This is a genomic window from Pseudomonas sp. 28 E 9 (assembly GCF_900004785.1).
GTDB classification, from domain to species: Bacteria; Pseudomonadota; Gammaproteobacteria; order Pseudomonadales; family Pseudomonadaceae; genus Aquipseudomonas; species Aquipseudomonas orientalis_A.
In genome coordinates, this window is the sequence record NZ_CVTK01000055.1 from 217377 (window position 1) to 241466 (window position 24090).

The following is a 24090-nucleotide window of genomic DNA, read 5'->3' on the forward strand; positions in this document are numbered from 1 at the left end:
CAAGATTCGCCATCAGCTTAAGGCCCAGGGCTCAAATGAAACGATCTGCTTTCTTTATTTCCGATGGCACCGGCATCACGGCCGAAACACTGGGCCAGAGCCTGCTCGCGCAGTTCGAAAACATTACCTTCGCCAAATTCACGCGGCCTTATATAGACAGCGTGGACAAAGCGCGGGCCATGGTACAACAAATCAATCTGGCGGCTGAAAAAGACGGTTGTCGCCCGATCATTTTCGACACCATCGTCAATCAGGACATTCGTGAGATTCTGGCGACCTCGAATGGTTTCATGATCGACATCTTCTCCACGTTCCTGGCGCCATTGGAACAGGAGCTGAGCGAACATTCCTCTTACTCCGTCGGAAAGTCCCATTCCATTGGTCATAATTCCAATTATATGGAGCGTATCGAAGCGGTGAACTTCGCCCTCGACAACGACGACGGCGCCCGCACGCACTATTACGACAAGGCCGACCTGATCCTGGTGGGTGTATCGCGCTGCGGCAAGACCCCGACCTGCCTGTACATGGCCATGCAATTCGGTATTCGCGCAGCCAACTACCCGCTGACCGAAGACGACATGGAACACCTGACGCTGCCCGCCGCCCTGCGCGCGCATTCGCACAAGCTGTTCGGCCTGACCATCGACCCGGACCGCCTCACCGCGATCCGCAATGAACGCAAGCCCAACAGCCGTTATTCAAGTTACGCCCAGTGTGAGTTCGAAGTGCGCGAAGTGGAAAATCTGTTCCGTCGCGAGAATATTGCACACATCAATTCCACGCATTTTTCAGTGGAAGAGATATCGGCGAAGATTCTGGTGGAGAAGGGTGTGGAGCGCAGGTTCAAGTGACCTGCATTGCCTGAGCTGACGCTATCGGTATGAACCAAACTTCTGCTACGCCGCTTAACCTGTGGGAGGGGGCTTGCCCCCGATGGCGGTGGATCAGCCACCTGATGCACGGACTGACACTCAGCTATCGGGGGCAAGCCCCCTCCCACATTTGATCTTCGCTGCTCTGAGCATTTCGCTCGCTTAACTGACTGGCGTTAACACGACCCAATTGTGTCAGTCTGGCTACAGGTGAAACCTTCCACCCCCCTGCCCCAGCGCCGTCGCCAGCGCATCGAACCCTGCCCGCAGCAGCTGATCATCCCCCGAGGTATTGCAAATACTTGCCCGGATAAACTGCGGCACCGCCGTCTGCCCCACTGCAAAGGCTTCGGCGGTCGCGATCAGGTAGTTGTTCTGCTTGAGCTCCGCCTCGATTTCCGACGCGCGCCAGGGTTCCGGTACTTCGATCCAGAAGTGCGGGCTGTTGAGGTGAGTGCGATACTGCAGGCCGCTCAATAAGCCCTCCACCAATGCCTTGCGCCGGGTTATCTCGTTGATCTGCTGGCGCAGCAGGTATTGCGCCGTGCCGTTTTCGATCCATTGGGTCGCCAATTCCAGGGTCACCGGGGTGGCCATCCAGCAGGTCGAACGCAACGCCGCTGAAATCCGGCTGACCAGCGCCGGCGGCGCATGCACATAGCCCACGCGCAGTCCGGCCGAGACCGCCTTGCTCAGGCTGCTGATCAGGATCGTACGCTCAGGGGCGAAATAACTGAGGGGCGCAGGACGATCCTCTACCAGCACCCCGTGGGCCTCATCCTCAAGAATCAGCAGATTATGTTCACGGCAGACCTTGGCCAACGCTTCACGGCGCGGGACTGACAACACGGCGGTTGTAGGATTCTGGATCGTTGGCGTGCAATACAATGCCGAAACCCGGTGATTTCGACAGACTTCATCCAGCGCGCCCGGCAGCACGCCTTCGTCATCCATCTCCAGCCCGATCAAGCGCACACCCAGCATACGCGCGGCGGTGATAAGCCCTGGGTAAGTCAATTGCTCGGTGACCACCGTGTCGCCGGCACGCAGCAACGCCATCATTGCGCAGAGCAGGCCGTGCTGGCCGCCATTGACGCAGATGACCTGCTCGGGAATCGGATGGAAATCGCGCTGCACCAGCCATTGCGCACCGGCCTCGCGGTAGCGCGGCAGGCCCGCATCCGGGGTATAGGCGCTGATGTCCTGGAGAAATTTGCCGTTGGTCGACAGGGTCTGGAAGCTCTGGGCAAGGAACACCGTCTCCTGACCCGGAATATGCATGTTGCGGCTCATGTCGAAGTACTGGCGCGGCTCCTCGCTGACGTTGCGAAAGCCTTCATCACGCTGGCGCTCCATCCCACGCTTGCGCACGAATGTGCCGTCACCCACGCGCGCAACTACCAACCCCAAGCGCTCCAGCTCACCGTAGGCCCGGCTGATGGTGCCGATAGTGACGCCCAGATTGTCGGAAAGGACCCGATGGGGCGGCAGTTTTCTTCCCGGCTCAATCGTGCCTTCAAGGATGCCCCTTTCCATGACATCGGACAGGCGCTTGTACTTCACGCCCTGACCATTGGACAACCCCTCACGCATAATTGACACCATGTCAATATTTGTTTTGACAGTCATCATTCGCCCTAATAGTGTGCTTTTGCGGGTTCAATCACCGGATTGAATCACTTATAACAAGTCCAATATAGAGTTCAATTCCGGCTCAGGGAAGCAATAAACGATGCCAATGTCCGCCATTCTTGAAAACACCGCAAAAACCAAAACCCGCAAACAGTGGCTGGCCGGGTTGATCACCAGCGTGATGTTCCTGATCGTGTGCCTGAGCTGGGGCACCACCTGGCTGGGCATCAAGATTGCGGTGGAAAGCGTGCCACCGCTGACGTCAGCAGGCCTGCGCTTCCTGATCGCCTTCCCCTTGTTCCTGTGTTTCGCCATGGTGCGCCGCGAGCCGATTCTGTTCCCACGGGAAAGCCGCTGGTTCTTCGTGTTCGTGACCCTGTGCTACTTCAGCATTCCCTATTACCTGCTCAATTACGGCGAGATGCACGTCTCGTCCGGCCTGACGGCCCTGCTGTTCAGCTGCATGCCGGTGTTCATCCTGATCTTCTCCGCGCTGTTCCTGCGTGAGCGCATCTACCTGTCCCAGGTGGTCGGCATCGGCATCGGTTTCGGCAGCCTCTACATGATCATCAAGAGCCAGGGCCTGCACCTGGACCATGCCGAATTCTTCGGCGTACTGGCGATTCTGGCCGCCGCGATCATGCACGCGTTGTGCTACGTGATTACCAAGCAAAAAGGCAGCGCCATCAGTGTCATCACCTACAACACCCTGCCCATCGGCATTGCCGGGCTGATGCTGTTCGTGGCCGGCCTGTGGTTTGAAAATCCGACTTTCGACGCTATCACCCTGCGCTCCTGGAGCGCGCTGTTCTACCTTGGGCTGGTCGCTTCGGTGGGTGGTTTCATTGTGTATTTCATGCTGCTCAAGCGCCTGAGCCCAATCATCCTGTCCTTCGTGTTCATCATCTTCCCCGTGTTCGCGGTGATCATCGGCGCCTGGTACGAAGGCGTGGAAATTTCCCGTGACCTGATGCTGTACTCGGCGATCCTGCTGGCCGGCTTTGCGATCACCAAGCTGCCCATCGAAAAACTGCTGGCGAAGAAAAATTGACCCTCAACCCAAGCGAGAGAAACATGGAAGTCCTCCGCCCCCACGCCCTGGAACAGATTTACGCCCACGCAAGCCGCAGCTACCCCGAGGAGTGCTGCGGTTTCATCTTTGCCGACGGCAGTGTGTACCTGGGCAGCAATATCCAGAACGAATTGCACCGCAGAAACCCGCAGATGTACCCGCGTAGCGCGGCCAACGGCTACACCTTTTCGGTCGCCGACACGCTGCTGCTGAACAAGGCGTTTCGCAGCGACAACCCGGTGGTGGTGATCTACCACTCGCACCCGGATGTCGGCGCCTATTTCAGTGATGAAGACCAGGACAAGGCGCTGTTCCTGGGCGAGCCGATCTACCCTGTCAGCTACCTGGTGGTGGATGTTCGCCAGGGCCAGGCCCTGGGGTCCAAGCTGTTTGCCTGGGATGGCAAGCATTTCGCCCTTCAACCTTTCAACGACCTGCACACGGAGTTGTCCATGAACGCTGTCTCTTTCCCCGACATTCTGGTTCGCGTGGCCAAGCTGCCGCAATCGACCCTTGAGGGCGCCGGATCGACATTGCGCGAAGTCATTGAAAACCTCTGCGACAGTCACCCACAGTTGCGCCCGCACCTGTTTCACGAGCAGAACAACCAGCTCAAGGAGCACTTCCTGTTTACCGCCGAGGACGCGTTGATCGACGCCGACGACAGCTTGCCGGAAAACGCTCGGATCGAAGTGCTGCTGGCCACCTCCGGCGGCATCGACGTCGACACCCTGAGCAACGAAGAAGTGCAACGCTACGTGCGCCATATCACCCTGCCCGGTGTCGGCCGTGAAGGTCAGTTGAACCTGAAAAAAGCCAGGGTGCTGATCATCGGCACCGGCGGCCTGGGCTCACCCATCAGCCTGTACCTGGCGGCGGCCGGCATCGGCACCCTGGGCCTGGTGGACTTCGACGTGGTGGAAAGCAGCAACCTGCAACGCCAGGTCGTGCACGGCTACAGCACCCTGGGCATGCCCAAGGTGGAGTCCGCCAAACAACGCTTGCAGGACCTGAACCCCCACATCCGGATCAACGCGCACAACACCTCACTCAATACCGACAACGCCCTGGAACTGGTGGGCGCCTATGACCTGGTGATCGACGGCACGGACAATTTCGACACCCGCTACCTGGTCAATGACGCCTGCGTGCAATTGGGCAAGCCGCTGGTATACGGCGCGATCTACCGCTTCGACGGGCAAATCAGCGTGTTCAATCATAAAGGCGGGCCGTGCTACCGCTGCCTGTTCCCCAAGGCCCCGCCCGCAGAGCTGGCGCCCAATTGCAGCGCCGGTGGGGTCATCGGCGTGTTGCCGGGGGTGGTGGGCATGATCCAGGCGACCGAGGCGATCAAACTGCTGATCGGCATTGGCGAACCGTTGTCCGGCCGCTTGATGCGCTTCGATGCGCTGGCCATGAAATTCAGCGAGATCCGGTTCAAGCGCCGCCCGGACTGCCCGTGCTGCTCGGACCTGCGCCACAGCGAGATCGCCACGCCGGCGGTGTGCGCGGATGCCGTGCCGAGCCAGCCGTTCCTGGCCGAAGAACGCTACATCGAGCCTCGGCTGCTCAAGCAAGTGATCGACAACCACCGCAGTGCCGATGTGTTGCTCGACGTACGCGACGCCAGCGAACTGGAAGTGTGCAAACTGCCGGGCGTGGTGCACATCCCCCTGGCCGAGCTGGATGAGCAGCTCGGCAGCCTGAGCCGCGACAACACCCATTACCTGATCTGCTACGCCGGCACGCGTGCCGAGCAGGCCGCCAGTACCTTGCTGGCGGCGGGCTTCGCCAACACCAAAGTCCTGCAGGGCGGCATGAAGCATTGGGTGCGCGACGTCGAACCCGACATGCCGTTGTACTGACCGGGGGCAGACCGATGCTGCATAACTCCATTCTCGACGTGATCGGCCAAACCCCGATCGTGCGTCTGGCGCAGTTTTCCGAAGACCTCGGCATCGAGGTCTACGCCAAGCTGGAATCCCTCAACCCGGGCGGCAGCCACAAGGCGCGCATCGCTCTGGGCATGATCCTCGACGCCGAGCGCCGGGGCGTGCTGATGCGCGACTGCGGACAAACCATCATCGAACCCAGCGGCGGCAATACCGGCATCGGCCTGGTGATGGCGGGCAATGTGCTCGGCTACAAAGTGGTGCTGGTGATCCCGGACAACTACAGCCCCGAAAAACAGAAGCTGCTGCGCTTGTATGGCGCCAGGGTGGTGCTCTCGGACAGCCGCCTGGGTAACAACTCCCACGGCGAAAAGTGCATGGAACTGCTGTTGGAAAACCCCAATTACGTGATGCTCAACCAGCAGCGCAACGGTGCCAACCCGCAAACCCACCGCGACACCACCGCGCCGGAAATCCTCCGCGCCTTTGGCGAACGGCGGGTGGACTACTTCGTCAGCGGCATCGGCACCGGCGGGCATATCACCGGTATCGGCGAAACCCTCAAGGCCGCCTGGCCGGCACTGCGCATCATGGGCGTGGAGCCGGAGGAATGCGACTTGCTCAAGGACCGGCACGCCCCGCACGCCATCCAGGGCCTGTCGATTGGCCTGATCCCGAGCATTCTCAACCTCGACGTACTGGACGGCATGCTCAAGGTGTCGCATGGGGCGTGCCTGGAGATGATCAAACGCATCATGCGCACCGACGCCATCAGCCTGGGGCTGTCCTCGGCCGCCAACATGGTCGCCATCGCCCAACTCGCCCCGGAACTGCCGTCCGAAACGGTGGTGCTGACCATGGTCTACGACAATGCCGACAGCTACCTGCCCAGTTTCGAATAGCCGGTTACCCAACCAACCAGAATGCGGGGGTGCCTCCATGGGAGGCTTTATCGACATGCAACAGCTGCACGATGAGTTGCTCACCCACCTCATCCAGACCCTGACGCCCGGGCAGATGAAGCAGCTGGAACCGCACCTGGCGCCGCTGGTCCAGAACGCCGCCCAGGCGGTGGCCGAGGACCTGATCGCGTACGCCTATCGCGACCCGGCTTCGCGCGGACGCGGTGAGCTGATCCTGGAATCCTATGCCTCGTTCAAGGCGGTGTTGTTCTACCGGCTCGCGCACCTGGTGTGGCATTTTCCGGAGCCGGCCCACAGCGTATTCACCCGCATTGCGCTCAAGCTCAGCAACCAGGGCAAGATCCTGTCCGGGGCCGAGATTCATCCGGCTGCGCGCATCGGCCGACGCTTTGTGCTGGACCATGGCTACGGCACGGTCATCGGTGAAACCTGCGAGATCGGTCACGACTGCTACATCCTCTGCGGCGTGACCCTGGGCGCCCGCGGTATTGCCAACAACCCGGACGGCAAGCGCCATCCGCGCCTGGGCAACCATGTGGAAGTTGGCGCCGGGGCGCGGGTGCTGGGCTACGTGCAGATCGGTGACAACGTGTTTATCAGCCCGGCCTGCGTCATTACCCAGGACGTGCCGGCGGGCACCAAGGTCAAGGTGGTCAACCAGATCCAGTTGCAGAAAAACGATGAATCGGAGCACAGCAACTACCTCGGTGCGTTCGCGTTGGATGAGCGCCTGCACGTGGTCGGCGAGGTCGACGCGGGGCACAAGGTCACGGTGCTGGACGCCGACTTTCATCCACTGCCGGGGCTGATGCTCGAACCCACGGTGAAGGAGCGTCATCACCTGCAATTTCGCCTGCACCGCCAGGGCGTCAGCGAACAACTGCCACGCCTGCCGCTGAACCTGAAAGTCTGCGGCCCGGCGTTCGAAATCACCCTGCTCTCTCCCCCTGGCTTGAGTGCGATGGTGCGTCACCTGTTGCAAGCCAGCCCACTGATCGTTGGAGGTTAAACATGTCCGTGCACACCATGGAAACCCTGGCGCTGTTCGACAGCGCGCCCTATCAAAACGCCTTCAGCGCCCGGGTGATTGCCGTCAGCGAGCACGGCGTCGTGCTGGAGCACACCTTGTTCTACCCCACCGGCGGTGGGCAACCGGGCGACACCGGCCACTTCACCCTGGCCGACGGCACCCGGGTGCAGGTCACCGGCACGGTGCGCGATCCGGTGCTGCGCTCGATCATCTGGCATCAGGTGGACCATTGCCCGGCGCAACTGATTGCCGGCGCCCAGGTAGACGCCGGCCTGGATTGGGAGCGCCGCTACCAGCACATGAAGATGCACACTTGCCTGCACTTGCTGTGTTCCATCATCGACGCGCCCGTCACCGGTTGCAGCATCAGCGCGGACAAGGGTCGCCTGGATTTCGACCTGCCGGAAATGACCCTGGACAAAGACAGCATCACCCGCGACCTCAACGCACTGATCGAGCAGGCGCACCCGGTGCAAACCCTGTCGATGGCCGCCACCGAGTACGCCACCTTGCTGCAGATCACCCGCACCCAGGCCGTTGCGCCGCCGGTCATCCAGGGCTCGGTGCGGGTGATTGAAATTGCGGGCATCGACATCCAGCCGTGCGGCGGCACCCACGTGCTCAATACCGAGGAAATCGGTCGGGTGTTCTGCGAGAAGATCGAAAAGAAGAGCAAGCATAACCGCAGGGTGATTTTGCGGTTTGAAGGCTGAAATGTGGGAGGGGGCTTGCCCCCTCCCACATTGACCGCGTTGTTTTCTAGATCATGAACAGGTCCATGAAACGGTTGACTGGGGTAGCCTCAAGCCGTGCCTGGTCCGTGCACAAGGCAAAAATCTCGGCGCTGCGCTGCGCGGGGAAGCGCGTCGCCAGATTGGCTTTGAACTTGGCTTCCAGCAGAGGAATTCCATCCAGCCGACGACGGCGATGGCCAATCGGATACTCCACCGCCACCTGCTCGGTGCAGGTGCCGTCGGTGAAGAACACCTGCACCGCGTTGGCAATGGAGCGCTTGTCGGCCTCCAGGTATTCGCGGCTGTAACGCGGGTCTTCAACGATGACCATTTTCCCGCGCAGCTCATCGATGATCGGATGGGCGGCATGGAAGGAGTCTTCATACTGTTCGGCCACCAGGTCACCGAAGGCCAGGGGCACGGCGGTCATGTATTGCAGGCAATGGTCACGGTCCGCGGCGTTGGCCAATGGGCCAACCTTGGAAATGATACGAATGGCCGACTCGTGGGTGGTGATCACGATACGTTCGACTTCATGCAGGCGCTGCTTGACCTGCGGATGCAGGATGACCGCCGCTTCGCAGGCAGTCTGCGCGTGGAATTCAGCGGGAAAGCTGATCTTGAACAGCACGTTTTCCATCACGTAGGTGCCGTAGGGCTGGGACAGGCTGAACCTGCGCTGTTCTTCCGGCTTGAGGGCCAGGTCCTTGTTGGTGTGGCTGAACAAAACGTCGTAGAAGCCCCACTGCGGCGCGCTCAGTACACCGGGTATGCCCATCTCGCCACGCATCGCGATATCCGCCAGGCGCACCCCGCGACTCGATGCATCGCCCGCCGCCCAGGACTTGCGCGAACCGGCATTGGGCGCATGGCGGTACGTACGCAACGCCTGCCCGTCGACAAACGCATGGGACAAGGCGGCGAGCAGTTGCTCGCGGTTGGCGCCCATCAGCTTGGCGGTGACTGCCGTCGAGGCGACTTTGACCAGCAGCACATGGTCGAGGCCGACGCGGTTGAAGGCGTTTTCCAGGGCAATCACGCCCTGGATCTCGTGGGCCATGATCATCGCTTCCAGCACCGTGCGTACGCTCAGCGGCGCGTCGCCGTTGGCCACGCGTTGCTGCGACAGATGATCAGCCACCGCGAGGATGCCGCCCAGATTGTCCGAAGGGTGGCCCCACTCCGCCGCGAGCCAGGTGTCGTTGTAATCGAGCCAGCGCACGATGCAGCCGATGTCCCAGGCGGCCTTGACCGGGTCCAGCCGCAACGAAGTGCCCGGCACCCGTGCGCCGAACGGCACGACCGTGCCTTCGACGAGCGGTCCCAGGTGCTTGGTGCACTCGGGAAAGCGCAACGCCAGCAGGCCGCAGCCGAGGGTGTCCATCAGGCAGTTGCGTGCGGTGTCCAGGGCGGCTTGGGACTCGACTCGGTAGGTGAGGACATAGTCGGCAATGTCCTGCAGGACCTGGTCGTAGTCGGGGCGGTTGTTCTGGTCGACGTTGGCGCTCATGGCAGTTCTCCAAAAAGGGTGGTTTATTCCTCAGGGTCACGGTTGATCATCAGGGCAGGTCTGGTTGCCTGCCTTGGAATAGAGATCCACTGTGGAGAGGGCCCATCTGTAGGAGCGAGCTTGCTCGCGAAAAACTTACAGGCGCCGCGTTCATTCAAAAAGCACGCGTATTCGTTGAAGTTTTTCGCGAGCAAGCTCGCTCCTACAGTAGCAATTAGGGCAAGCCCCCTCCCTTGGGATTGGTGCCGGGTTTTAGAATGAGTCGCCGGGGACGCGCACGAAACCTTCCATCAACACCCGCGCACTGCGGCTCATGATGGCTTTCTTCACCACCCACTCACCGTTGACTTGCGTCGCCTCGGCACCGACGCGCAAGGTGCCCGAAGGATGGCCGAAGCGCACGGCGTTGCGCTCCACACCACCTGCCGCCTGGTTGACCAGGGTGCCGGAAATCGCCGCCGCCGTGCCGATCGCCACCGCCGCCGTGCCCATCATGGCGTGGTGCAACTTGCCCATGGATAGGGCCCGCACCAGCAGGTCCACATCGCCGGCCTTGATCGCCTTGCCGCTGGAGGCCACGTAATCGGCTGGCTTGGCCACGAACGCAACCTTCGGCGTGTGCTGGCGCTGGGCCGCTTCGTCCAGGTGTTTGATCAGGCCCATGCGCAACGCGCCATAGGCACGCACGGTCTCGAACATCGCCAGGGCCTGCGGGTCGCCGTTGATTGCGCCTTGCAGCTCGGTGCCGGTGTAGCCCAGGTCTTGGGCATTGATGAAAATCGTCGGGATACCGGCATTGATCAGGGTGGCCTTGAAGGTGCCGACACCCGGCACTTCCAGTTCGTCGATCAGGTTGCCGGTGGGGAACATCGAGCCGCCACCGCCCTCTTCTTCCGCCGCCGGGTCGATGAATTCCAGCTGCACTTCGGCGGCGGGAAAGGTCACGCCGTCGAGTTCGAAATCACCGGTTTCCTGCACCGCACCGTCGGTAATCGGCACGTGGGCAATGATGGTCTTGCCGATATTGGCCTGCCATATGCGCACCACGGCCACGCCGTTGTGGGGCACGCGGGCCGGGTCGACCAGGCCGGCGCTGATGGCGAACGAACCGACCGCCGCCGACAGGTTGCCGCAGTTGCCACTCCAGTCGACAAACGGCTTGTCGATGGAGACCTGGCCAAACAGGTAGTCCACGTCATGCCCGGCACGGGTGCTCCTGGACAGGATCACGCTTTTGCTGGTGCTGGACGTGGCGCCGCCCATGCCGTCGATCTGCTTGTCATAGGGGTCGGGGCTGCCGATCACCCGCAACAGCAAGGCGTCACGGGCCGCACCCGGCACCTGGGCCGATGGCGGCAGGTCCTCGAGGCTGAAGAAAACCCCCTTGCTGGTGCCGCCACGCATATAAGTGGCGGGGATCTTGATTTGCGCTGCGTGTGCCATGGTTATCCTCTTCAGGCGGTGGCCGCCGATTCCAGGAAGTCCTGGGCAAAACGTTGCAACACGCCGCCCGCCTCGTAGATTGACACTTCTTCAGCGGTGTCCAGGCGGCAGGTCACCGGCACCTCGACACGCTCGCCATTTTTGCGGTTTATCACCAGGGTCAGTTGCGCACGCGGCGTGCGTTCGCCGAGCACGTCATAGGTTTCGCTGCCGTCGATCTTGAGTGTGTGGCGGTCGGTACCCGGCAGGAACTCCAGGGGCAATACGCCCATGCCCACCAGGTTGGTGCGGTGGATACGCTCGAAACCCTCGGCGGCGATCGCTTCCACCCCGGCCAGGCGTACGCCCTTGGCCGCCCAGTCGCGCGACGAGCCCTGGCCGTAGTCGGCACCGGCGATGATGATCAGCGGCTGCTTGCGTTCCATGTAGGTTTCGATGGCTTCCCACATCCGCGTGACCTTGCCTTCCGGCTCGATACGCGCCAGGGAGCCCTGCTTGACCTTGCCGTTTTCCTGCACCATTTCGTTGAACAGTTTCGGGTTGGCGAAGGTGGCGCGTTGCGCAGTCAGGTGATCGCCCCGGTGCGTCGCGTAGGAGTTGAAGTCAACTTCCGGCAGGCCCATTTTCGCCAGGTACTCGCCGGCGGCGCTATCGAGCATGATCGCGTTCGACGGCGACAGGTGATCGGTGGTGATGTTGTCCGGCAGCACCGCCAGCGGGCGCATGCCCTTGAGCGGACGCGCACCGGCCAATGCACCTTCCCAATACGGCGGGCGGCGAATATAGGTGCTTTGCGGGCGCCAGTCGTACAGCGGGGTGACTTTGGGGCCGGTGTCTTCGTGAATGGCGAACATCGGGATGTACACCGCACGGAACTGCTCCGGCTTGACCGACGCCTTGACCACCGCGTCGATCTCTTCGTCGCTTGGCCAGATGTCCTGCAGGCGGATTTCCTTGCCGCCGGCGTCGAGCCCGAGCACGTCTTTCTCGATATCGAACCGAATGGTGCCGGCAATCGCATAGGCCACGACCAGCGGCGGCGAGGCCAGGAACGCCTGCTTGGCATACGGGTGAATGCGCCCGTCGAAGTTGCGGTTGCCCGACAGCACGGCAGTGGCGTACAGGTCGCGGTCGATGATTTCCTGCTGGATCAGCGGGTCGAGCGCGCCGGACATGCCGTTGCAGGTGGTGCAGGCAAAGGCCACCACGCCAAACCCGAGTTTTTCCAGCTCATGCCCCAGGCCTGCTTCCTCCAGGTACATGGCCACGGTTTTCGAGCCCGGCGCCAGGGACGACTTGACCCACGGCTTGCGCGTCAGCCCGAGCCTGTTGGCGTTGCGCGCCAGCAGGCCGGCGGCGATCACGTTGCGCGGGTTGCTGGTGTTGGTGCAACTGGTGATGGCGGCGATGATCACGGCGCCGTCGGGCATTTGCCCTGGCACTTCGTCCCACTGCCCGCTGATGCCTTTTGACGCCAGGTCGCGGGTGGCGACACGGGCGTGCGGATTGCTCGGGCCGGCCATGTTGCGCACAACGCTGGAAAGATCGAATGTCAGGCCACGCTCGTAGTGCGCGCCCTTGAGATCATCGGCCCACAGGCCGGTGTGGCGCGCATATTGTTCGACCAGGGCGACTTGTTCGTCTTCCCGGCCAGTGAGTTTCAGGTAGGCGATGGTCTGCTGGTCGATGTAGAACATGGCCGCAGTGGCGCCGTATTCCGGGGCCATGTTGGAAATCGTCGCACGGTCGCCCAGGGTCAATGCCGACGCCCCTTCGCCGAAGAACTCCAGCCACGCGCCGACCACCTTCTGTTGGCGCAGGAACTCGGTCAGCGCCAGCACCATATCGGTGGCGGTGATACCCGGCTGCAGCTTGCCGGTCAACTCCACGCCGACGCTTTCGGGCAGGCGCATCCACGACGCACGCCCAAGCATCACGCTTTCGGCCTCAAGGCCCCCGACGCCGATGGCGATCACGCCCAGGGCATCCACATGCGGGGTGTGGCTGTCGGTGCCCACGCACGTGTCGGGGAACGCCACACCGTCACGCACCTGAATCACCGGGGACATTTTCTCCAGGTTGATCTGGTGCATGATGCCGTTGCCCGGCGGGATCACGTCGACGTTCTTGAAGGCCTTCTTGGTCCACTCGATAAAGTGGAAGCGATCTTCGTTGCGGCGGTCTTCGATGGCGCGGTTTTTTTCGAACGCCTCGGGGTCGGCACCACCGGCTTCGACGGCCAGGGAGTGGTCGACGATCAACTGGGTGGGCACCACCGGGTTGACCTGCGCCGGATCGCCGCCTTGCAGGGCAATGGCGTCGCGCAGGCCGGCCAGGTCCACCAGCGCGGTCTGGCCAAGGATGTCATGGCAGACCACGCGGGCCGGGAACCAGGGGAAGTCGAGGTCACGCCGACGTTCGATCAATTGGCTCAGGGACGCGTTGAGGGTGGCCGGGTCGCAGCGGCGCACCAGGTTTTCCGCGAGTACGCGTGAGGTATACGGCAAAGTGGCGTAGGCGCCGGGGCTGATTGCCTCGACAGCCGCACGGGCGTCGAAGAAATCCAGGCGGCTGCCGGGGAGCGGTTTGCGAAATTCAGTGTTCATCGTCAGGACTCGGTCACGGTGATTGCAAAAGGAAGACCTACGCCGGTCGGAAAATTGAAATGCAATCCAAAATGTGGGAGGGGGCTTGCCCCCGATAGCGGTGTATCAGTCGACACATGTGCTGCATGACACCCTGCTATCGGGGGCAAGCCCCCTCCCGCACGTTGATCGCATTCCAGTCCCGGGTCCGTGGGCCCTCTCATTCAGCGACGTTCGATTGGCACGAACTTGCGCTGCTCAACGCCGATGTACTCGGCGCTTGGACGGATGATGCGGTTATTGGCGCGCTGCTCGAACACGTGCGCCGCCCAGCCGGTGAGCCGCGAGCAGACGAAAATCGGCGTGAACAGCTTGGTGGGAATGCCCATGAAGTGGTACGCCGAGGCATGGTAGAAATCGGCATTGGGGAACAGTTTCTTCTGCTCCCACATGGTCTTGTCGATGGCTTCGGACACCGGGAACAACACCGTGTCGCCCACCTCGTCAGCGAGTTTTTTCGACCAGCCCTTGATCACTTCGTTACGCGGGTCGCTGTCCTTGTAGATCGCGTGACCAAAACCCATGATCTTGTCCTTGCGCGCCAGCATGCCGAGGGTGCCTTCGACGGCTTCTTCGGCCGAACCGAAACGCTCGATCATCTCCATCGCCGCTTCGTTGGCACCGCCGTGCAGCGGGCCGCGCAGGGAACCGATGGCCGCGGTCACGCAGGAATACAGGTCGGACAGGGTCGACGCACAGACCCGGGCGGTGAAGGTCGAGGCGTTGAATTCGTGTTCGGCGTAGAGGATCAGCGACACGTTCATCACTTTGACATGCAGCTCGCTCGGCTTCTTGCCGTGCAGCAGGTGCAGGAAGTGCCCGCCAATGCTCGGCTCGTCGGTGACGCAGTCGATGCGTTTGCCGTCGTGGCTGAAGCGGTACCAGTAGCACATGATCGCCGGGAACGCGGCGAGCAGGCGGTCGGTGACGTCGTGCTGCACGCTGAAGTCTTTTTCCGGCTCGATATTGCCCAGGAACGAACAACCGGTGCGCATCACGTCCATCGGGTGGGCGTCGGCGGGGATGCGCTCGAGCACTTCCTTCAACGCTTGCGGCAAGTCGCGCAGCTTGCCCAGCCTGGCGCTGTAGGCCGCCAGTTCGGCCTGGGTCGGCAGTTCGCCGTACAGCAGCAGATAGGCGACTTCTTCAAATTGCGCATCGGCGGCCAGTTCACGCACGTCATAGCCGCGATAGGTCAAGCCGGCACCGGCCTGGCCCACGGTCGACAGTGCGGTCTGCCCGGCCACCTGGCCACGCAGGCCGGCGCCACTCAATACTTTTGCTTCAGCCATGGTTCTTCTCCCATTTTATAGTTGTTCAGAGAGCCGTTACTTTTTCGCGGCAAACAGCGCGTCGAGCTTCTGCTCGAAGGTGTGGTAGTCGATACGATCGTAGAGCTCCATGCGGGTTTGCATGGTGTCGATCACATTCTGCTGCGTACCGTCGCGGCGGATGGCGGTGTACACATTCTCGGCCGCCTTGTTCATGGCGCGGAAGGCCGAGAGCGGGTACAGCACGATGGAAACATCGGCAGATTTCAACTGTTCGGTGGTGAACAGCGGGGTCGCGCCGAATTCGGTGATGTTGGCCAGGATCGGGGCTTTCACCCGCGAGGCGAACAGCTTGTACATCTCAAGTTCGGTGATGGCTTCCGGGAACACCATGTCGGCGCCGGCCTCGATGCAGGCGGCGGCGCGCTCCAGGGCGGACTCCAGACCTTCCACGGCCAGGGCGTCGGTGCGGGCCATGATCACGAAGCTGTCATCGGTGCGCGCGTCCACGGCGGCCTTGATGCGGTCGACCATTTCCTGCTGGGACACGATTTCCTTGTTAGGGCGATGGCCGCAGCGCTTGGCGCCGACCTGGTCTTCGATATGGATGGCGGCGGCGCCGAACTTGATCATCGACTTGACGGTGCGCGCCACGTTGAACGCCGAGGAACCGAAACCGGTGTCCACGTCCACCAGCAGCGGCAGGTCGCACACATCGGTGATACGGCGTACATCGGTCAGCACGTCATCCAGGCCGGTAATGCCCAGGTCCGGAACGCCCAGGGAGCCGGCGGCCACGCCCCCGCCTGACAGGTAGATCGCCTTGAAGCCGGCGCGCTTGGCCAGCAAGGCGTGGTTGGCATTGATTGCGCCAACCACCTGCAGCGGCTGTTCACTGGCGACCGCGTCTCGGAAACGCTGGCCTGGGGTGCTCTTGTTCGTGGAACTCATGACTCACCTCTATTTATTGGGGAGCGCCGTCCGGAAAGTGACGGGCGATGTTGCGTTTGGAAGCACCGATATGCCGGCGCATCAACAGTTCGGCCAGTTCACCGTCGCGATCGGCAATCGCGTCAAGAATGCGGTGATGCTCGGCAAAGGCCTGGCGTGGACGATTGGGGGTGGCGGAAAACTGGATGCGGTACATGCGCACCAATTGGTACAGCTCACCGCAGAGCATCTGGGTCAGGGTGCGGTTACCGGCACCTTGAATGATCCGGTAATGAAAATCGAAGTCACCTTCCTGCTGGTAGTAGCCGACACCGGCCTGGAACGCGGCATCCCGTTCATGGGTGTGCAATACCTGGCGCAGTTCTTCGATTTCCGCGTCGGTCATGCGCTCGGCCGCCAGCCGGCAAGCCATGCCTTCCAATGACTCGCGGATTTCATACAGCTCGATCAGCTCGGCGTGACTCAATGACACCACCCGCGCGCCGACATGGGGCACCCGCACCAGCAGGCGCTGGCCTTCCAGACGGTGAATCGCCTCGCGCAACGGGCCACGGCTGATGCCGTAGGTACGCGCCAGCTCCGGTTCGGAAATCTTCGTGCCGGGGGCGATCTCGCCCTTGACGATGGCGGCCTGGATGCGCCGGAAGACGTTTTCCGACATAGTTTGGGATTCATCCGACAGCGCCGACGGAAATCCCGATTGACCCAGCATATTGTCGACACCTTTAAATGCAATGCGGCAAAAACTAGCTAATGCTCACTACTTAGTCAAAGAATAAATCAACATTGTCGACAATCGTCTAATAACCTTATTGGCCGTTGATGAGCATGGCCGCCTGCCAGCGCTGGCGCCAAAAAAGCATCATGTTAGAATGCCCGCCGCTTTTGCCTGACATCTCAAGATGAAATGGCGCACGAGGGAGCTTGCGCAGTAATGCCAGTCGCCTTGAATTTCGCACTGCATCGCCTCAGGAATTATGAGACTCAAGCCCTTCCCCCTATTGTTGTTATGCCTATTGTCCATACCAAGCCTTGGCGTTGCCGCCGAGAAGACGGTGTATGGCCTGAACGAATACGCCAAGCTGGCGGGCATCGACCTGGAAGTCGCGGCCAAACTCGACACCGGCGCCAAGACCGCTTCGCTGAGTGCGCGCGATATCAAACGCTTCAAGCGCAACGGCGAATCCTGGGTACGCTTCTACCTGGCCATCGATACCGCCCACTCCCACCCCATCGAACGCCCCCTGGCCCGCGTCAGCAAAATCAAGCGCCGCGCCGGTGACTACGACCCCGATGAGGACAAGCAGTACACCGCTCGTCCGGTGATTGCCCTGGATATCTGCATGGGCAGCGCTTTACGCAGTATCGAAGTGAACTTGACCGACCGCAGCACCTTCCAATATCCGCTGCTGATCGGCTCCGAAGCGCTCAAGCGCTTTGATGCGCTGATCGACCCCAGCCTTAAATATGCAGCAGGCAAACCTGCCTGCGCCGCCGACGCTCATACCGCCGAGTAAACCGAATGCGCTCTCTGACCCTGCACCTGAAAATCCTGATCACCATTCTGGTGGTGCTGGGTATTTCGGTCACCGCCTACCAGATCTTCGTGCTGGGCATCCCTGTCACCGAGGACGCCACCGACGACTTGTGGAACATCGACGCCAAGGTCGAGTTCGTCGCCAACCCCAAGGACCCGGTGAAGATTTCGATGTTCGTGCCGCCGTTGAGCCGCGACTTCGTCAGCCTCAATGAGAGTTTCATCTCGAACAACTACGGGGTGAGCGTCAACCGCGCCGACGGCAACCGCAAGGTCACCTGGTCGGCGCGCCGCGCCAAGGGTAACCAGACGCTGTATTACCGCCTGGTGCTGACCAAGCGCTACAGCGGTGAAAAGGTCAAGATCAAGGGCCCGACCTTTCGCGACAGCATCGCCGTGGAAGGCCCGGAAAAAATCGCCGCCGAAGCCTTGCTCGCGCCGATTCGCCAGCACTCGGCAGACGTCGAAACCTTTATCACCGAAGCCATCAAGCGCACCAACAACCTCAACGACGACAATGTAAAACTGCTGCTGGCGGGCGACCCGTCGACGCCGCACAAGGCCAAGATCGTCGAATTGCTGTTGTCCATCGCCCACGTCCCGGTGGAAAAAGTCCACACCATCCGCCTCGTCGCCGACCAGCCGCAATCGCCTGAACTGTGGCTGCGCAGCTTCAACGGCAACGACTGGCTGTACTTCAACCCGGAAACCGGTGAACAAGGCCTGCCCGCCGACCGCCTGCTGTGGTGGACCGGCGATGAAAACCTGATCACGGTCGATGGCGGCAAGAAAGCCATGGTCACCTTCAGCCTGAACAACAGCGAGATGAATGCCATTCGCCTGGCCAAGCTGACCGACGAAAACACCGACGCCAACTTTCTCGAATACTCGCTGTACGGCCTGCCGCTGCAAACCCAGCAGACGTTCATGATCATGGTGATGATCCCGATTGGCGTGCTGGTGATCCTGATCCTGCGCAACCTGATCGGCCTGCAGACCCTCGGCACCTTCACCCCGGTGCTGATTGCCCTGGCGTTTCGCGAGACGCAACTGGGCTTCGGCATTGTGCTGTTCACCATTATTACCGCGCTGGGGCTTTCGCTCAGGTCCTACCTGGAACACCTCAAGCTGCAGATGCTGCCGCGCCTGTCGGTGGTGCTGACCTTCGTGGTGGTGCTGATTGCCGCCATCAGCCTGTTCAGCCACAAGCTGGGCCTGGAGCGAGGCCTGTCGGTGGCGCTGTTCCCGATGGTGATCCTGACCATGACCATCGAACGCCTGTCGATCACCTGGGAAGAGCGTGGCGCCAACCATGCGCTGAAAGTCGCGATCGGCACGCTGTTCGCGGCCTCCCTGGCGCACATCATCATGAGCGTGCCGGAGCTGGTCTACTTCGTGTTCACCTTCCCGGCGATCCTGCTGATCCTGGTAGGTTTCATGCTGGCCATGGGGCGTTATCGCGGTTATCGCCTGACCGAACTGGTACGTTTCAAGGCGTTCTTGAAGGCTGACTCGTAATGTTCGGCTTCTGGAAGACCTGGAAAGCCCTGGAGGCGCGCGGGATCATGGGCATCAACCGGCGTAACGCCGACTATGTGCTCAAGTACAACAAGCGCAGCCTGTACCCGATCGTGGATGACAAGATCATCACCAAGGAGCGGGCCATGGCGGCCGGCATCCATGTGCCGCAAATGTACGGGGTGATCTCCACCGAGAAGGAAATCGACAAGCTCGACGACATTATCGGCGGGCGCAGCGACTTCGTGATCAAGCCCGCCCAGGGTGCCGGCGGCGATGGCATCCTGGTGGTGGCCGACCGTTTTGAAGGGCGCTATCGCACGGTGTCCGGCAAGATCATCAGCCACGAAGAAATCGAGCATCAGATTTCCAGCATCCTGACCGGCCTGTACTCCCTGGGCGGCCACCGCGACCGCGCCTTGATCGAATACCGCGTGGTGCCCGACCAGATCTTCAAGAGCATCAGCTACGAAGGCGTGCCGGATATCCGCATCATTGTGCTGATGGGGTATCCGGTGATGGCGATGCTGCGCTTGCCGACCCGTCAGTCCGGTGGCAAGGCCAACCTGCACCAGGGCGCGATTGGCGTGGGCGTGGACCTGGCCACCGGCCTGACCCTGCGTGGCACATGGCTGAACACCATCATCACCAAGCACCCGGATACCACCAACGCAGTGGATGGCGTGCAACTGCCCAACTGGGACGGCTTCATGAAGTTGGCGGCCGGCTGTTATGAGCTGTGCGGCCTGGGCTATATCGGCGTGGACATGGTGCTCGACCAGGAAAAAGGCCCGCTGATCCTGGAGCTGAATGCGCGGCCGGGGCTGAATATCCAGATTGCCAACGACTGCGGCCTGACCCTGCGCACCCATGCGGTGGAGGCGCGGCTGGAAGAACTGAAAGCCGCCGGCGTGACCGAAACCGTGGAAGAGCGGGTGAAGTTCGTACAGGAAATGTTCGGTCATATTCCGCCGGTGGAAGGCTGATCCGGTCTTCAAACTGTCTATCCCCGACATCCCCTCTAGGAGCAAATCCTACAGGGGACTACAATCCCCTCCCCCGCGCCACTGGCTGATCCACCCCCGCATGTCGACCTGTTCCGTACATCCGCTGCCCTATCGGGCCAATCCCGCCGAGTACTTTGCGGCGATTCGCCATGCCCCTGGCGCGGTGCTGCTCGACAGCGGCCGGCCGGCTGCCGAGCGTGGCCGTTATGACCTGCTCAGCGCCTGGCCGGAGGAAACCTTCGCGGTTGAGCCTGAGGAGCGCGGCGACAATTTCCTGCAACGCCTGCGCGATAGCCTGACGAACTTGGGCGAAGCGACGCTGCCCGCCGGTGCAGAGTTGCCCTTTGCCGGTGGTTTGATCGGCTACCTGAGTTATGACTTCGGCCGCCACCTGGAACACATGCCGCACTTGGCGGTAGACGACCTGCACCTGCCGGACGCGCGCCTGGGCCTGTATGCCTGGGCGCTGATCAGTGATCATCAGGCGCAGACCAGCCAACTGGTGTTTCACCCCACACTGGTCGACCGTGAGCGGCAGCGCCTGATTGCCCTGTTCAGTCGGCCATTCACTGCGTCAGCGGCCAGCTTCACGCTGCAAGGCCCCATGACGCCAGACCTCACGGCCGAGGCGTACCGCCAGGCCATCGTACGCATCCAGGACTACATCCAGGCCGGTGACTGCTATCAGGTCAACTTTGCCCAGCGTTTTCGCGCACCGTGCGCCGGTGATCCCTGGGTGGCTTACTGCGCATTGCGCCAAGCGTGCCCGACGCCGTTCTCCGGATTCCAGAGCCTGCCGGATCACGGTGCGGTATTGAGCCTGTCGCCCGAGCGTTTCGTGCGGATCAGCGAGCGCCATGTCGAAACCCGCCCGATCAAGGGCACCCGCCCCCGTGGCCTGACACCCCAGGAAGACGCCGCGCACGCCGACGAACTGTTGGCCAGCCCCAAGGACCGCGCGGAAAACCTGATGATCGTCGACCTGCTGCGCAACGACCTCGGCCGCAGTTGCCGAATCGGCTCGGTAACCGTACCGGAGCTGTTCAGCCTTGAAAGCTACCCCAACGTGCACCACCTGGTAAGCAGCGTCACCGGCACGCTGGCCGACGACAAGGATGCCCTCGACCTCATCGAAGGCAGCTTCCCCGGCGGCTCCATCACCGGCGCGCCGAAGATCCGCGCCATGCAGATCATCGACGAACTGGAGCCGACCCGACGTGGCTTGTACTGCGGTTCACTGATGTACCTGGACGTGCGCGGCGAAATGGACAGCTCCATTGCCATCCGCAGCCTGCTGGTCAAGGACGGGCAGGTGTGCTGCTGGGGCGGCGGCGGGATCGTGGCGGACTCGCAGTGGGAGGCGGAATATCAGGAGTCGCTGACCAAGGTACGGGTGTTGTTACACACCCTGGAAGCGCTCTAGAACCAGGCCATTCCTGCCGCGCAAGGCAGCGACTTCGCCACGAAAAACCCCGAATCAGATCGGTTGTGGACCGACGGTGAGCTGCGCGATAGCTTCCGTCTTCCACCGCCCACCGGCCGTCTGTGAAGGATCACATATGCGACTGTTCAATCGTCAGGATTTGTTTCAGGAATTGCATCCTCTCCCGCTCCACTCTACTATCTCCCAAAACGGGAGGTCAGAACGATGCGCATAATCGCTCTCTCCACCCTACGAATATTCTGGGAGAGTCGCCCGGCTTTTGCCGACGCGAAAACGCCCTTGGTCGAGCTGTATCGCCATATGGAAAAAGCCACTTATCCGACACCACAGGCCCTCAAGGCAGAGCTCAGGACTGCGAGCATTCTCAAAGGCGCCAGGGTTGTGTTCAACGTGGGTGGCAACAAGTATCGGGTGATCATGTCGATCGATTATGAGCGACAACTTGGGTTTATCCGCTTCGTCGGCACCCACGCGCAGTACGACTCAATCAACGCGGAGACCGTGTGATGAACATCAAACCTATTCACTCTCAGGAAGACCTGGCCGCTGCGCTCGCGCGCGTCGAGCAGATTTGGGGAGCGGCCATCGGCAGCCCCGAAGGTGACGAGCTCGAAATTCTCGCTGTTCTCATCGAGAAATACGAGGCGGAACATTTTCCAATGCCGCCTTCGGACCCTGTGGAAGCGATCAAATTCCGCATGGAACAAATGGGCTTGACCGCCCGCGACCTTGAACCCTTTATCGGCCCCAGCGGGCGAGTTTCAGAAGTTCTGAACGGCAAGCGCAAACTGAGCCTGGCGATGATCAAACGCCTGCATGAAGGATTGTGTATTCCTTACGAACGATTGCTGGCAGGCATTTAGGCGCAGGCTGGGAGGCCCATGTGGGAGGGGGCTTGCTCCCGATGAGGCCATCAGCCGCGCCGGATAACTTACAGGCTCAACGGCCGATTCGACGCCTTGATAAACTCCCGCTTCAAATCCTCAAACGTGTGCACGGCCGGAAACTGCGGGAATTCACGAATCACATTGTCTGGCGCATGGAACAGAATTCCGCGATCAGCCTCACCCAGCATTGTGGTGTCGTTGTAGGAATCGCCGGCAGCAATCACGCGGTAATACAGCGTCTTGAACGCCAGTACCGACTGGCGCTTGGGGTCTTTCTGGCGCAGTTGGTAACCGACCACCCGGTCGCTTTCATCGGTAATCAGGCGGTGGCAAAGCAAGGTCGGAAAGCCCAGCTGGCGCATCAGCGGCTGGGAGAACTCGTAGAAGGTGTCGGAGAGGATCACCACCTGGAAGCGTTCGCGCAGCCAGTTGACGAACTCGATGGCGCCGTCCAGTGGCTTGAGTGTCGCGATCACTTGCTGGATATCGGCAAGCTTGAGCCCGTGCTCGTCGAGGATACGCAGGCGCTGCTGCATCAACACGTCGTAGTCGGGAATGTCACGGGTGGTGGCGCGCAGGGATTCAATACCGGTTTTTTCGGCGAAGGCGATCCAGATTTCCGGAACCAGCACCCCTTCCAGGTCGAGACAGGCAATTTCCACAAGACACTCCGTTCGTATTATTCAAGTTGAGCGAGCAAAAGGACTGTCGAACTCTAGCGATTCAAGCACGCCGCCGCAACGCAGGGCGGATTTTGATACCATCGCCGCCTATAGAGCGCTCAGCGCCACTGACCTGTAGGAACCGTCCTGATGAACCAAGCCTTCGACGTCGTTGAACTCGCCACGACCTATGCCAACAAGTCCGCCCAGGACATTCTCAAGCTGGCGTTCAGCCAGTTCGGTGACGACCTGTGGATTTCCTTCAGCGGCGCCGAAGATGTGGTGCTGGTGGACATGGCCTGGAAACTGAACAAGAACGTCAAGGTGTTCAGCCTCGACACCGGTCGGCTGCACCCGGAAACCTATCGGTTTATCGAACAGGTGCGTGACTTCTACAAGATCGACATCGAACTGATCTCGCCGGACCAGAGCAAGCTGGAACCCTTCGTCAAGGAGAAAGGCCTGTTCAGCTTCTATAGAGACGGTCATGGCGAGTGCTGCGGCATCCGCAAGATCGAACCGTTGCGCCGCAAACTCGCAGGTGTACGCGCCTGGGCCACCGGCCAGCGCCGCGATCAGAGCCCGGGCACCCGCAGTCAGGTGGCCGCGCTGGAAATCGATACGGCGTTCTCGACCCCGGAACGTACCCTGTACAAGTTCAACCCGCTGGCGCAGATGACCAGTGAGGAAATCTGGGGTTACATCCGCATGCTTGAGCTGCCCTATAACAGCCTGCATGAACGCGGCTTTATCAGCATCGGCTGCGAGCCCTGCACCCGCCCGGTATTGCCCAATCAGCACGAGCGTGAAGGCCGCTGGTGGTGGGAAGAAGCCACGCAGAAGGAATGCGGGCTGCATGCGGGGAATATCATCAGCAAGGCTTGAAGTTGATGCGGTAAAACCTGTGGGAGGGGGCTCGCCCCTGATGGCGGCCTCTGGGCCGACCAGGATGTTGGATTGGACCGAGTACATATCCGTTTCTGCGGTAACGGCTGATATAGGTTCCGCTTTTACAGCGGCTCACTTTTGAAAAGCGCAAAAGTAAGCAAAACGCTCT

At 61.2% G+C, this 24090-nt stretch carries 21 protein-coding genes; 13 read left to right on the top strand and 8 right to left on the bottom strand.

The genetic code is table 11. From position 1 onward, the window contains the following. Window positions 1-35: 35 nt before the first annotated feature. On the top strand, window positions 36-854 hold the full coding sequence (locus BFQ00_RS24505) for a posphoenolpyruvate synthetase regulatory kinase/phosphorylase PpsR (RefSeq protein WP_003230310.1): 819 nt from the start codon (window positions 36-38) through the stop codon (window positions 852-854). Window positions 855-1079: 225 nt separating this feature from the next. Here the strand turns inward: BFQ00_RS24505 and BFQ00_RS24510 are convergent, their stop codons facing one another. After that, a complete protein-coding gene (locus BFQ00_RS24510) occupies window positions 1080-2504 on the bottom strand; it encodes an aminotransferase-like domain-containing protein (protein ID WP_065887930.1) in 1425 nt (474 codons plus the stop codon). A 160-nt stretch (window positions 2505-2664) separates the two neighbouring features. Between BFQ00_RS24510 and BFQ00_RS24515 the strand changes: the two genes are divergently transcribed. The 5 genes from BFQ00_RS24515 to BFQ00_RS24535 are packed head-to-tail and all read left to right on the top strand — an operon-like array spanning window position 2665 to window position 8137. Beyond that, window positions 2665-3558: a DMT family transporter gene (locus BFQ00_RS24515; RefSeq protein ID WP_165386122.1), complete on the top strand. Its 894-nt coding sequence runs from the start codon at window positions 2665-2667 to the stop codon at window positions 3556-3558. A 23-nt stretch (window positions 3559-3581) separates the two neighbouring features. Continuing rightward, the gene (gene moeB, locus BFQ00_RS24520; RefSeq protein ID WP_065934998.1) at window positions 3582-5444 is read left to right on the top strand and encodes a molybdopterin-synthase adenylyltransferase MoeB; all 1863 of its coding nucleotides are present in this window, start codon (window positions 3582-3584) and stop codon (window positions 5442-5444) included. Window positions 5445-5458: 14 nt separating this feature from the next. Further along, window positions 5459-6373 (top strand): PLP-dependent cysteine synthase family protein, encoded by a 915-nt coding sequence (locus tag BFQ00_RS24525; RefSeq protein WP_065934999.1) that lies wholly within the window; start codon window positions 5459-5461, stop codon window positions 6371-6373. Window positions 6374-6410: 37 nt separating this feature from the next. Continuing rightward, the gene (locus BFQ00_RS24530) at window positions 6411-7403 is read left to right on the top strand and encodes a serine O-acetyltransferase (RefSeq protein WP_065935000.1); all 993 of its coding nucleotides are present in this window, start codon (window positions 6411-6413) and stop codon (window positions 7401-7403) included. A 2-nt stretch (window positions 7404-7405) separates the two neighbouring features. Beyond that, window positions 7406-8137, top strand: a complete 732-nt coding sequence (locus BFQ00_RS24535; RefSeq protein ID WP_065887838.1) for an alanyl-tRNA editing protein — start codon at window positions 7406-7408, stop codon at window positions 8135-8137. Between the two features lie 46 nt (window positions 8138-8183). On the opposite strand, the gene prpD is transcribed toward BFQ00_RS24535, so the two are convergent. The 6 genes from prpD to BFQ00_RS24565 all read right to left on the bottom strand — a co-directional run bounded on the left by prpD (window position 8184) and on the right by BFQ00_RS24565 (window position 16690). Then, entirely contained in the window at window positions 8184-9668 is a 1485-nt protein-coding gene (prpD, locus tag BFQ00_RS24540) for a 2-methylcitrate dehydratase (RefSeq protein ID WP_065935001.1), read from the bottom strand. A gap of 252 nt (window positions 9669-9920) precedes the next feature. Then, a complete protein-coding gene (prpF, locus tag BFQ00_RS24545) occupies window positions 9921-11111 on the bottom strand; it encodes a 2-methylaconitate cis-trans isomerase PrpF (RefSeq protein ID WP_065935002.1) in 1191 nt (396 codons plus the stop codon). A gap of 11 nt (window positions 11112-11122) precedes the next feature. Further along, window positions 11123-13717 (bottom strand): Fe/S-dependent 2-methylisocitrate dehydratase AcnD, encoded by a 2595-nt coding sequence (gene acnD, locus BFQ00_RS24550; protein WP_065935003.1) that lies wholly within the window; start codon window positions 13715-13717, stop codon window positions 11123-11125. A gap of 203 nt (window positions 13718-13920) precedes the next feature. Beyond that, window positions 13921-15048, bottom strand: coding sequence for a bifunctional 2-methylcitrate synthase/citrate synthase (gene prpC, locus BFQ00_RS24555; protein WP_065935004.1), 1128 nt, complete (start codon window positions 15046-15048; stop codon window positions 13921-13923). 36 nt (window positions 15049-15084) lie between these two features. Continuing rightward, window positions 15085-15978: a methylisocitrate lyase gene (prpB, locus tag BFQ00_RS24560; RefSeq protein ID WP_057721179.1), complete on the bottom strand. Its 894-nt coding sequence runs from the start codon at window positions 15976-15978 to the stop codon at window positions 15085-15087. Window positions 15979-15991: 13 nt separating this feature from the next. Beyond that, the gene (locus BFQ00_RS24565) at window positions 15992-16690 is read right to left on the bottom strand and encodes a GntR family transcriptional regulator (protein WP_065887833.1); all 699 of its coding nucleotides are present in this window, start codon (window positions 16688-16690) and stop codon (window positions 15992-15994) included. Window positions 16691-16955: 265 nt separating this feature from the next. Between BFQ00_RS24565 and BFQ00_RS24570 the strand changes: the two genes are divergently transcribed. From BFQ00_RS24570 to BFQ00_RS24595, 6 genes are all read left to right on the top strand, one after another. After that, on the top strand, window positions 16956-17495 hold the full coding sequence (locus tag BFQ00_RS24570) for a retropepsin-like aspartic peptidase RloA (RefSeq protein WP_065887832.1): 540 nt from the start codon (window positions 16956-16958) through the stop codon (window positions 17493-17495). Window positions 17496-17500: 5 nt separating this feature from the next. After that, window positions 17501-19033, top strand: coding sequence for an osmotic stress tolerance membrane protein RloB (locus BFQ00_RS24575; protein ID WP_065887831.1), 1533 nt, complete (start codon window positions 17501-17503; stop codon window positions 19031-19033). Beyond that, window positions 19033-20019 carry an alpha-L-glutamate ligase-like protein gene (locus tag BFQ00_RS24580; RefSeq protein ID WP_065887830.1) on the top strand — a complete coding sequence of 329 codons (987 nt, stop codon included), beginning with the start codon at window positions 19033-19035 and terminating at the stop codon, window positions 20017-20019. Before BFQ00_RS24575 ends, BFQ00_RS24580 begins: the two co-directional genes overlap by 1 nt. A 100-nt stretch (window positions 20020-20119) precedes the next feature. Further along, window positions 20120-21463: an aminodeoxychorismate synthase component I gene (pabB, locus tag BFQ00_RS24585; RefSeq protein WP_065935005.1), complete on the top strand. Its 1344-nt coding sequence runs from the start codon at window positions 20120-20122 to the stop codon at window positions 21461-21463. 225 nt (window positions 21464-21688) lie between these two features. Beyond that, complete coding sequence (locus BFQ00_RS24590) at window positions 21689-21991, top strand: type II toxin-antitoxin system HigB family toxin (RefSeq protein WP_065887828.1); 303 nt, start codon at window positions 21689-21691, stop codon at window positions 21989-21991. Then, the gene (locus BFQ00_RS24595; protein ID WP_065892322.1) at window positions 21991-22347 is read left to right on the top strand and encodes a helix-turn-helix domain-containing protein; all 357 of its coding nucleotides are present in this window, start codon (window positions 21991-21993) and stop codon (window positions 22345-22347) included. Before BFQ00_RS24590 ends, BFQ00_RS24595 begins: the two co-directional genes overlap by 1 nt. A 68-nt stretch (window positions 22348-22415) precedes the next feature. On the opposite strand, the gene thrH is transcribed toward BFQ00_RS24595, so the two are convergent. Beyond that, window positions 22416-23033, bottom strand: coding sequence for a bifunctional phosphoserine phosphatase/homoserine phosphotransferase ThrH (thrH, locus tag BFQ00_RS24600; protein WP_065887826.1), 618 nt, complete (start codon window positions 23031-23033; stop codon window positions 22416-22418). A 150-nt stretch (window positions 23034-23183) separates the two neighbouring features. Here thrH and BFQ00_RS24605 point away from each other — a divergent pair, with 150 nt between their 5' ends. Further along, entirely contained in the window at window positions 23184-23918 is a 735-nt protein-coding gene (locus BFQ00_RS24605; protein WP_065898139.1) for a phosphoadenylyl-sulfate reductase, read from the top strand. Window positions 23919-24090 lie beyond the last annotated feature (172 nt).

Excerpts from the sequence above, each read along its gene's own strand:
- BFQ00_RS24605 (WP_065898139.1), top strand. The coding sequence starts at position 23,184 with ATGAACCAAGCCTTCGACGTCGTTGAACTCGCCACGACCTATGCCAAC.
- BFQ00_RS24530 (WP_065935000.1), top strand. The coding sequence starts at position 6,411 with ATGGGAGGCTTTATCGACATGCAACAGCTGCACGATGAGTTGCTCACC.
- prpD (WP_065935001.1), bottom strand. The coding sequence starts at position 9,668 with ATGAGCGCCAACGTCGACCAGAACAACCGCCCCGACTACGACCAGGTC.
- BFQ00_RS24590 (WP_065887828.1), top strand. The coding sequence starts at position 21,689 with ATGCGCATAATCGCTCTCTCCACCCTACGAATATTCTGGGAGAGTCGC.
- BFQ00_RS24570 (WP_065887832.1), top strand. The coding sequence starts at position 16,956 with ATGAGACTCAAGCCCTTCCCCCTATTGTTGTTATGCCTATTGTCCATA.
- pabB (WP_065935005.1), top strand. The coding sequence starts at position 20,120 with ATGTCGACCTGTTCCGTACATCCGCTGCCCTATCGGGCCAATCCCGCC.
- BFQ00_RS24505 (WP_003230310.1), top strand. The coding sequence starts at position 36 with ATGAAACGATCTGCTTTCTTTATTTCCGATGGCACCGGCATCACGGCC.
- acnD (WP_065935003.1), bottom strand. The coding sequence starts at position 13,717 with ATGAACACTGAATTTCGCAAACCGCTCCCCGGCAGCCGCCTGGATTTC.
- BFQ00_RS24575 (WP_065887831.1), top strand. The coding sequence starts at position 17,501 with ATGCGCTCTCTGACCCTGCACCTGAAAATCCTGATCACCATTCTGGTG.
- prpB (WP_057721179.1), bottom strand. The coding sequence starts at position 15,978 with ATGAGTTCCACGAACAAGAGCACCCCAGGCCAGCGTTTCCGAGACGCG.
- BFQ00_RS24535 (WP_065887838.1), top strand. The coding sequence starts at position 7,406 with ATGTCCGTGCACACCATGGAAACCCTGGCGCTGTTCGACAGCGCGCCC.
- prpC (WP_065935004.1), bottom strand. The coding sequence starts at position 15,048 with ATGGCTGAAGCAAAAGTATTGAGTGGCGCCGGCCTGCGTGGCCAGGTG.
- BFQ00_RS24565 (WP_065887833.1), bottom strand. The coding sequence starts at position 16,690 with ATGCTGGGTCAATCGGGATTTCCGTCGGCGCTGTCGGATGAATCCCAA.
- BFQ00_RS24510 (WP_065887930.1), bottom strand. The coding sequence starts at position 2,504 with ATGACTGTCAAAACAAATATTGACATGGTGTCAATTATGCGTGAGGGG.
- moeB (WP_065934998.1), top strand. The coding sequence starts at position 3,582 with ATGGAAGTCCTCCGCCCCCACGCCCTGGAACAGATTTACGCCCACGCA.
- BFQ00_RS24595 (WP_065892322.1), top strand. The coding sequence starts at position 21,991 with ATGAACATCAAACCTATTCACTCTCAGGAAGACCTGGCCGCTGCGCTC.
- BFQ00_RS24525 (WP_065934999.1), top strand. The coding sequence starts at position 5,459 with ATGCTGCATAACTCCATTCTCGACGTGATCGGCCAAACCCCGATCGTG.
- prpF (WP_065935002.1), bottom strand. The coding sequence starts at position 11,111 with ATGGCACACGCAGCGCAAATCAAGATCCCCGCCACTTATATGCGTGGC.
- BFQ00_RS24580 (WP_065887830.1), top strand. The coding sequence starts at position 19,033 with ATGTTCGGCTTCTGGAAGACCTGGAAAGCCCTGGAGGCGCGCGGGATC.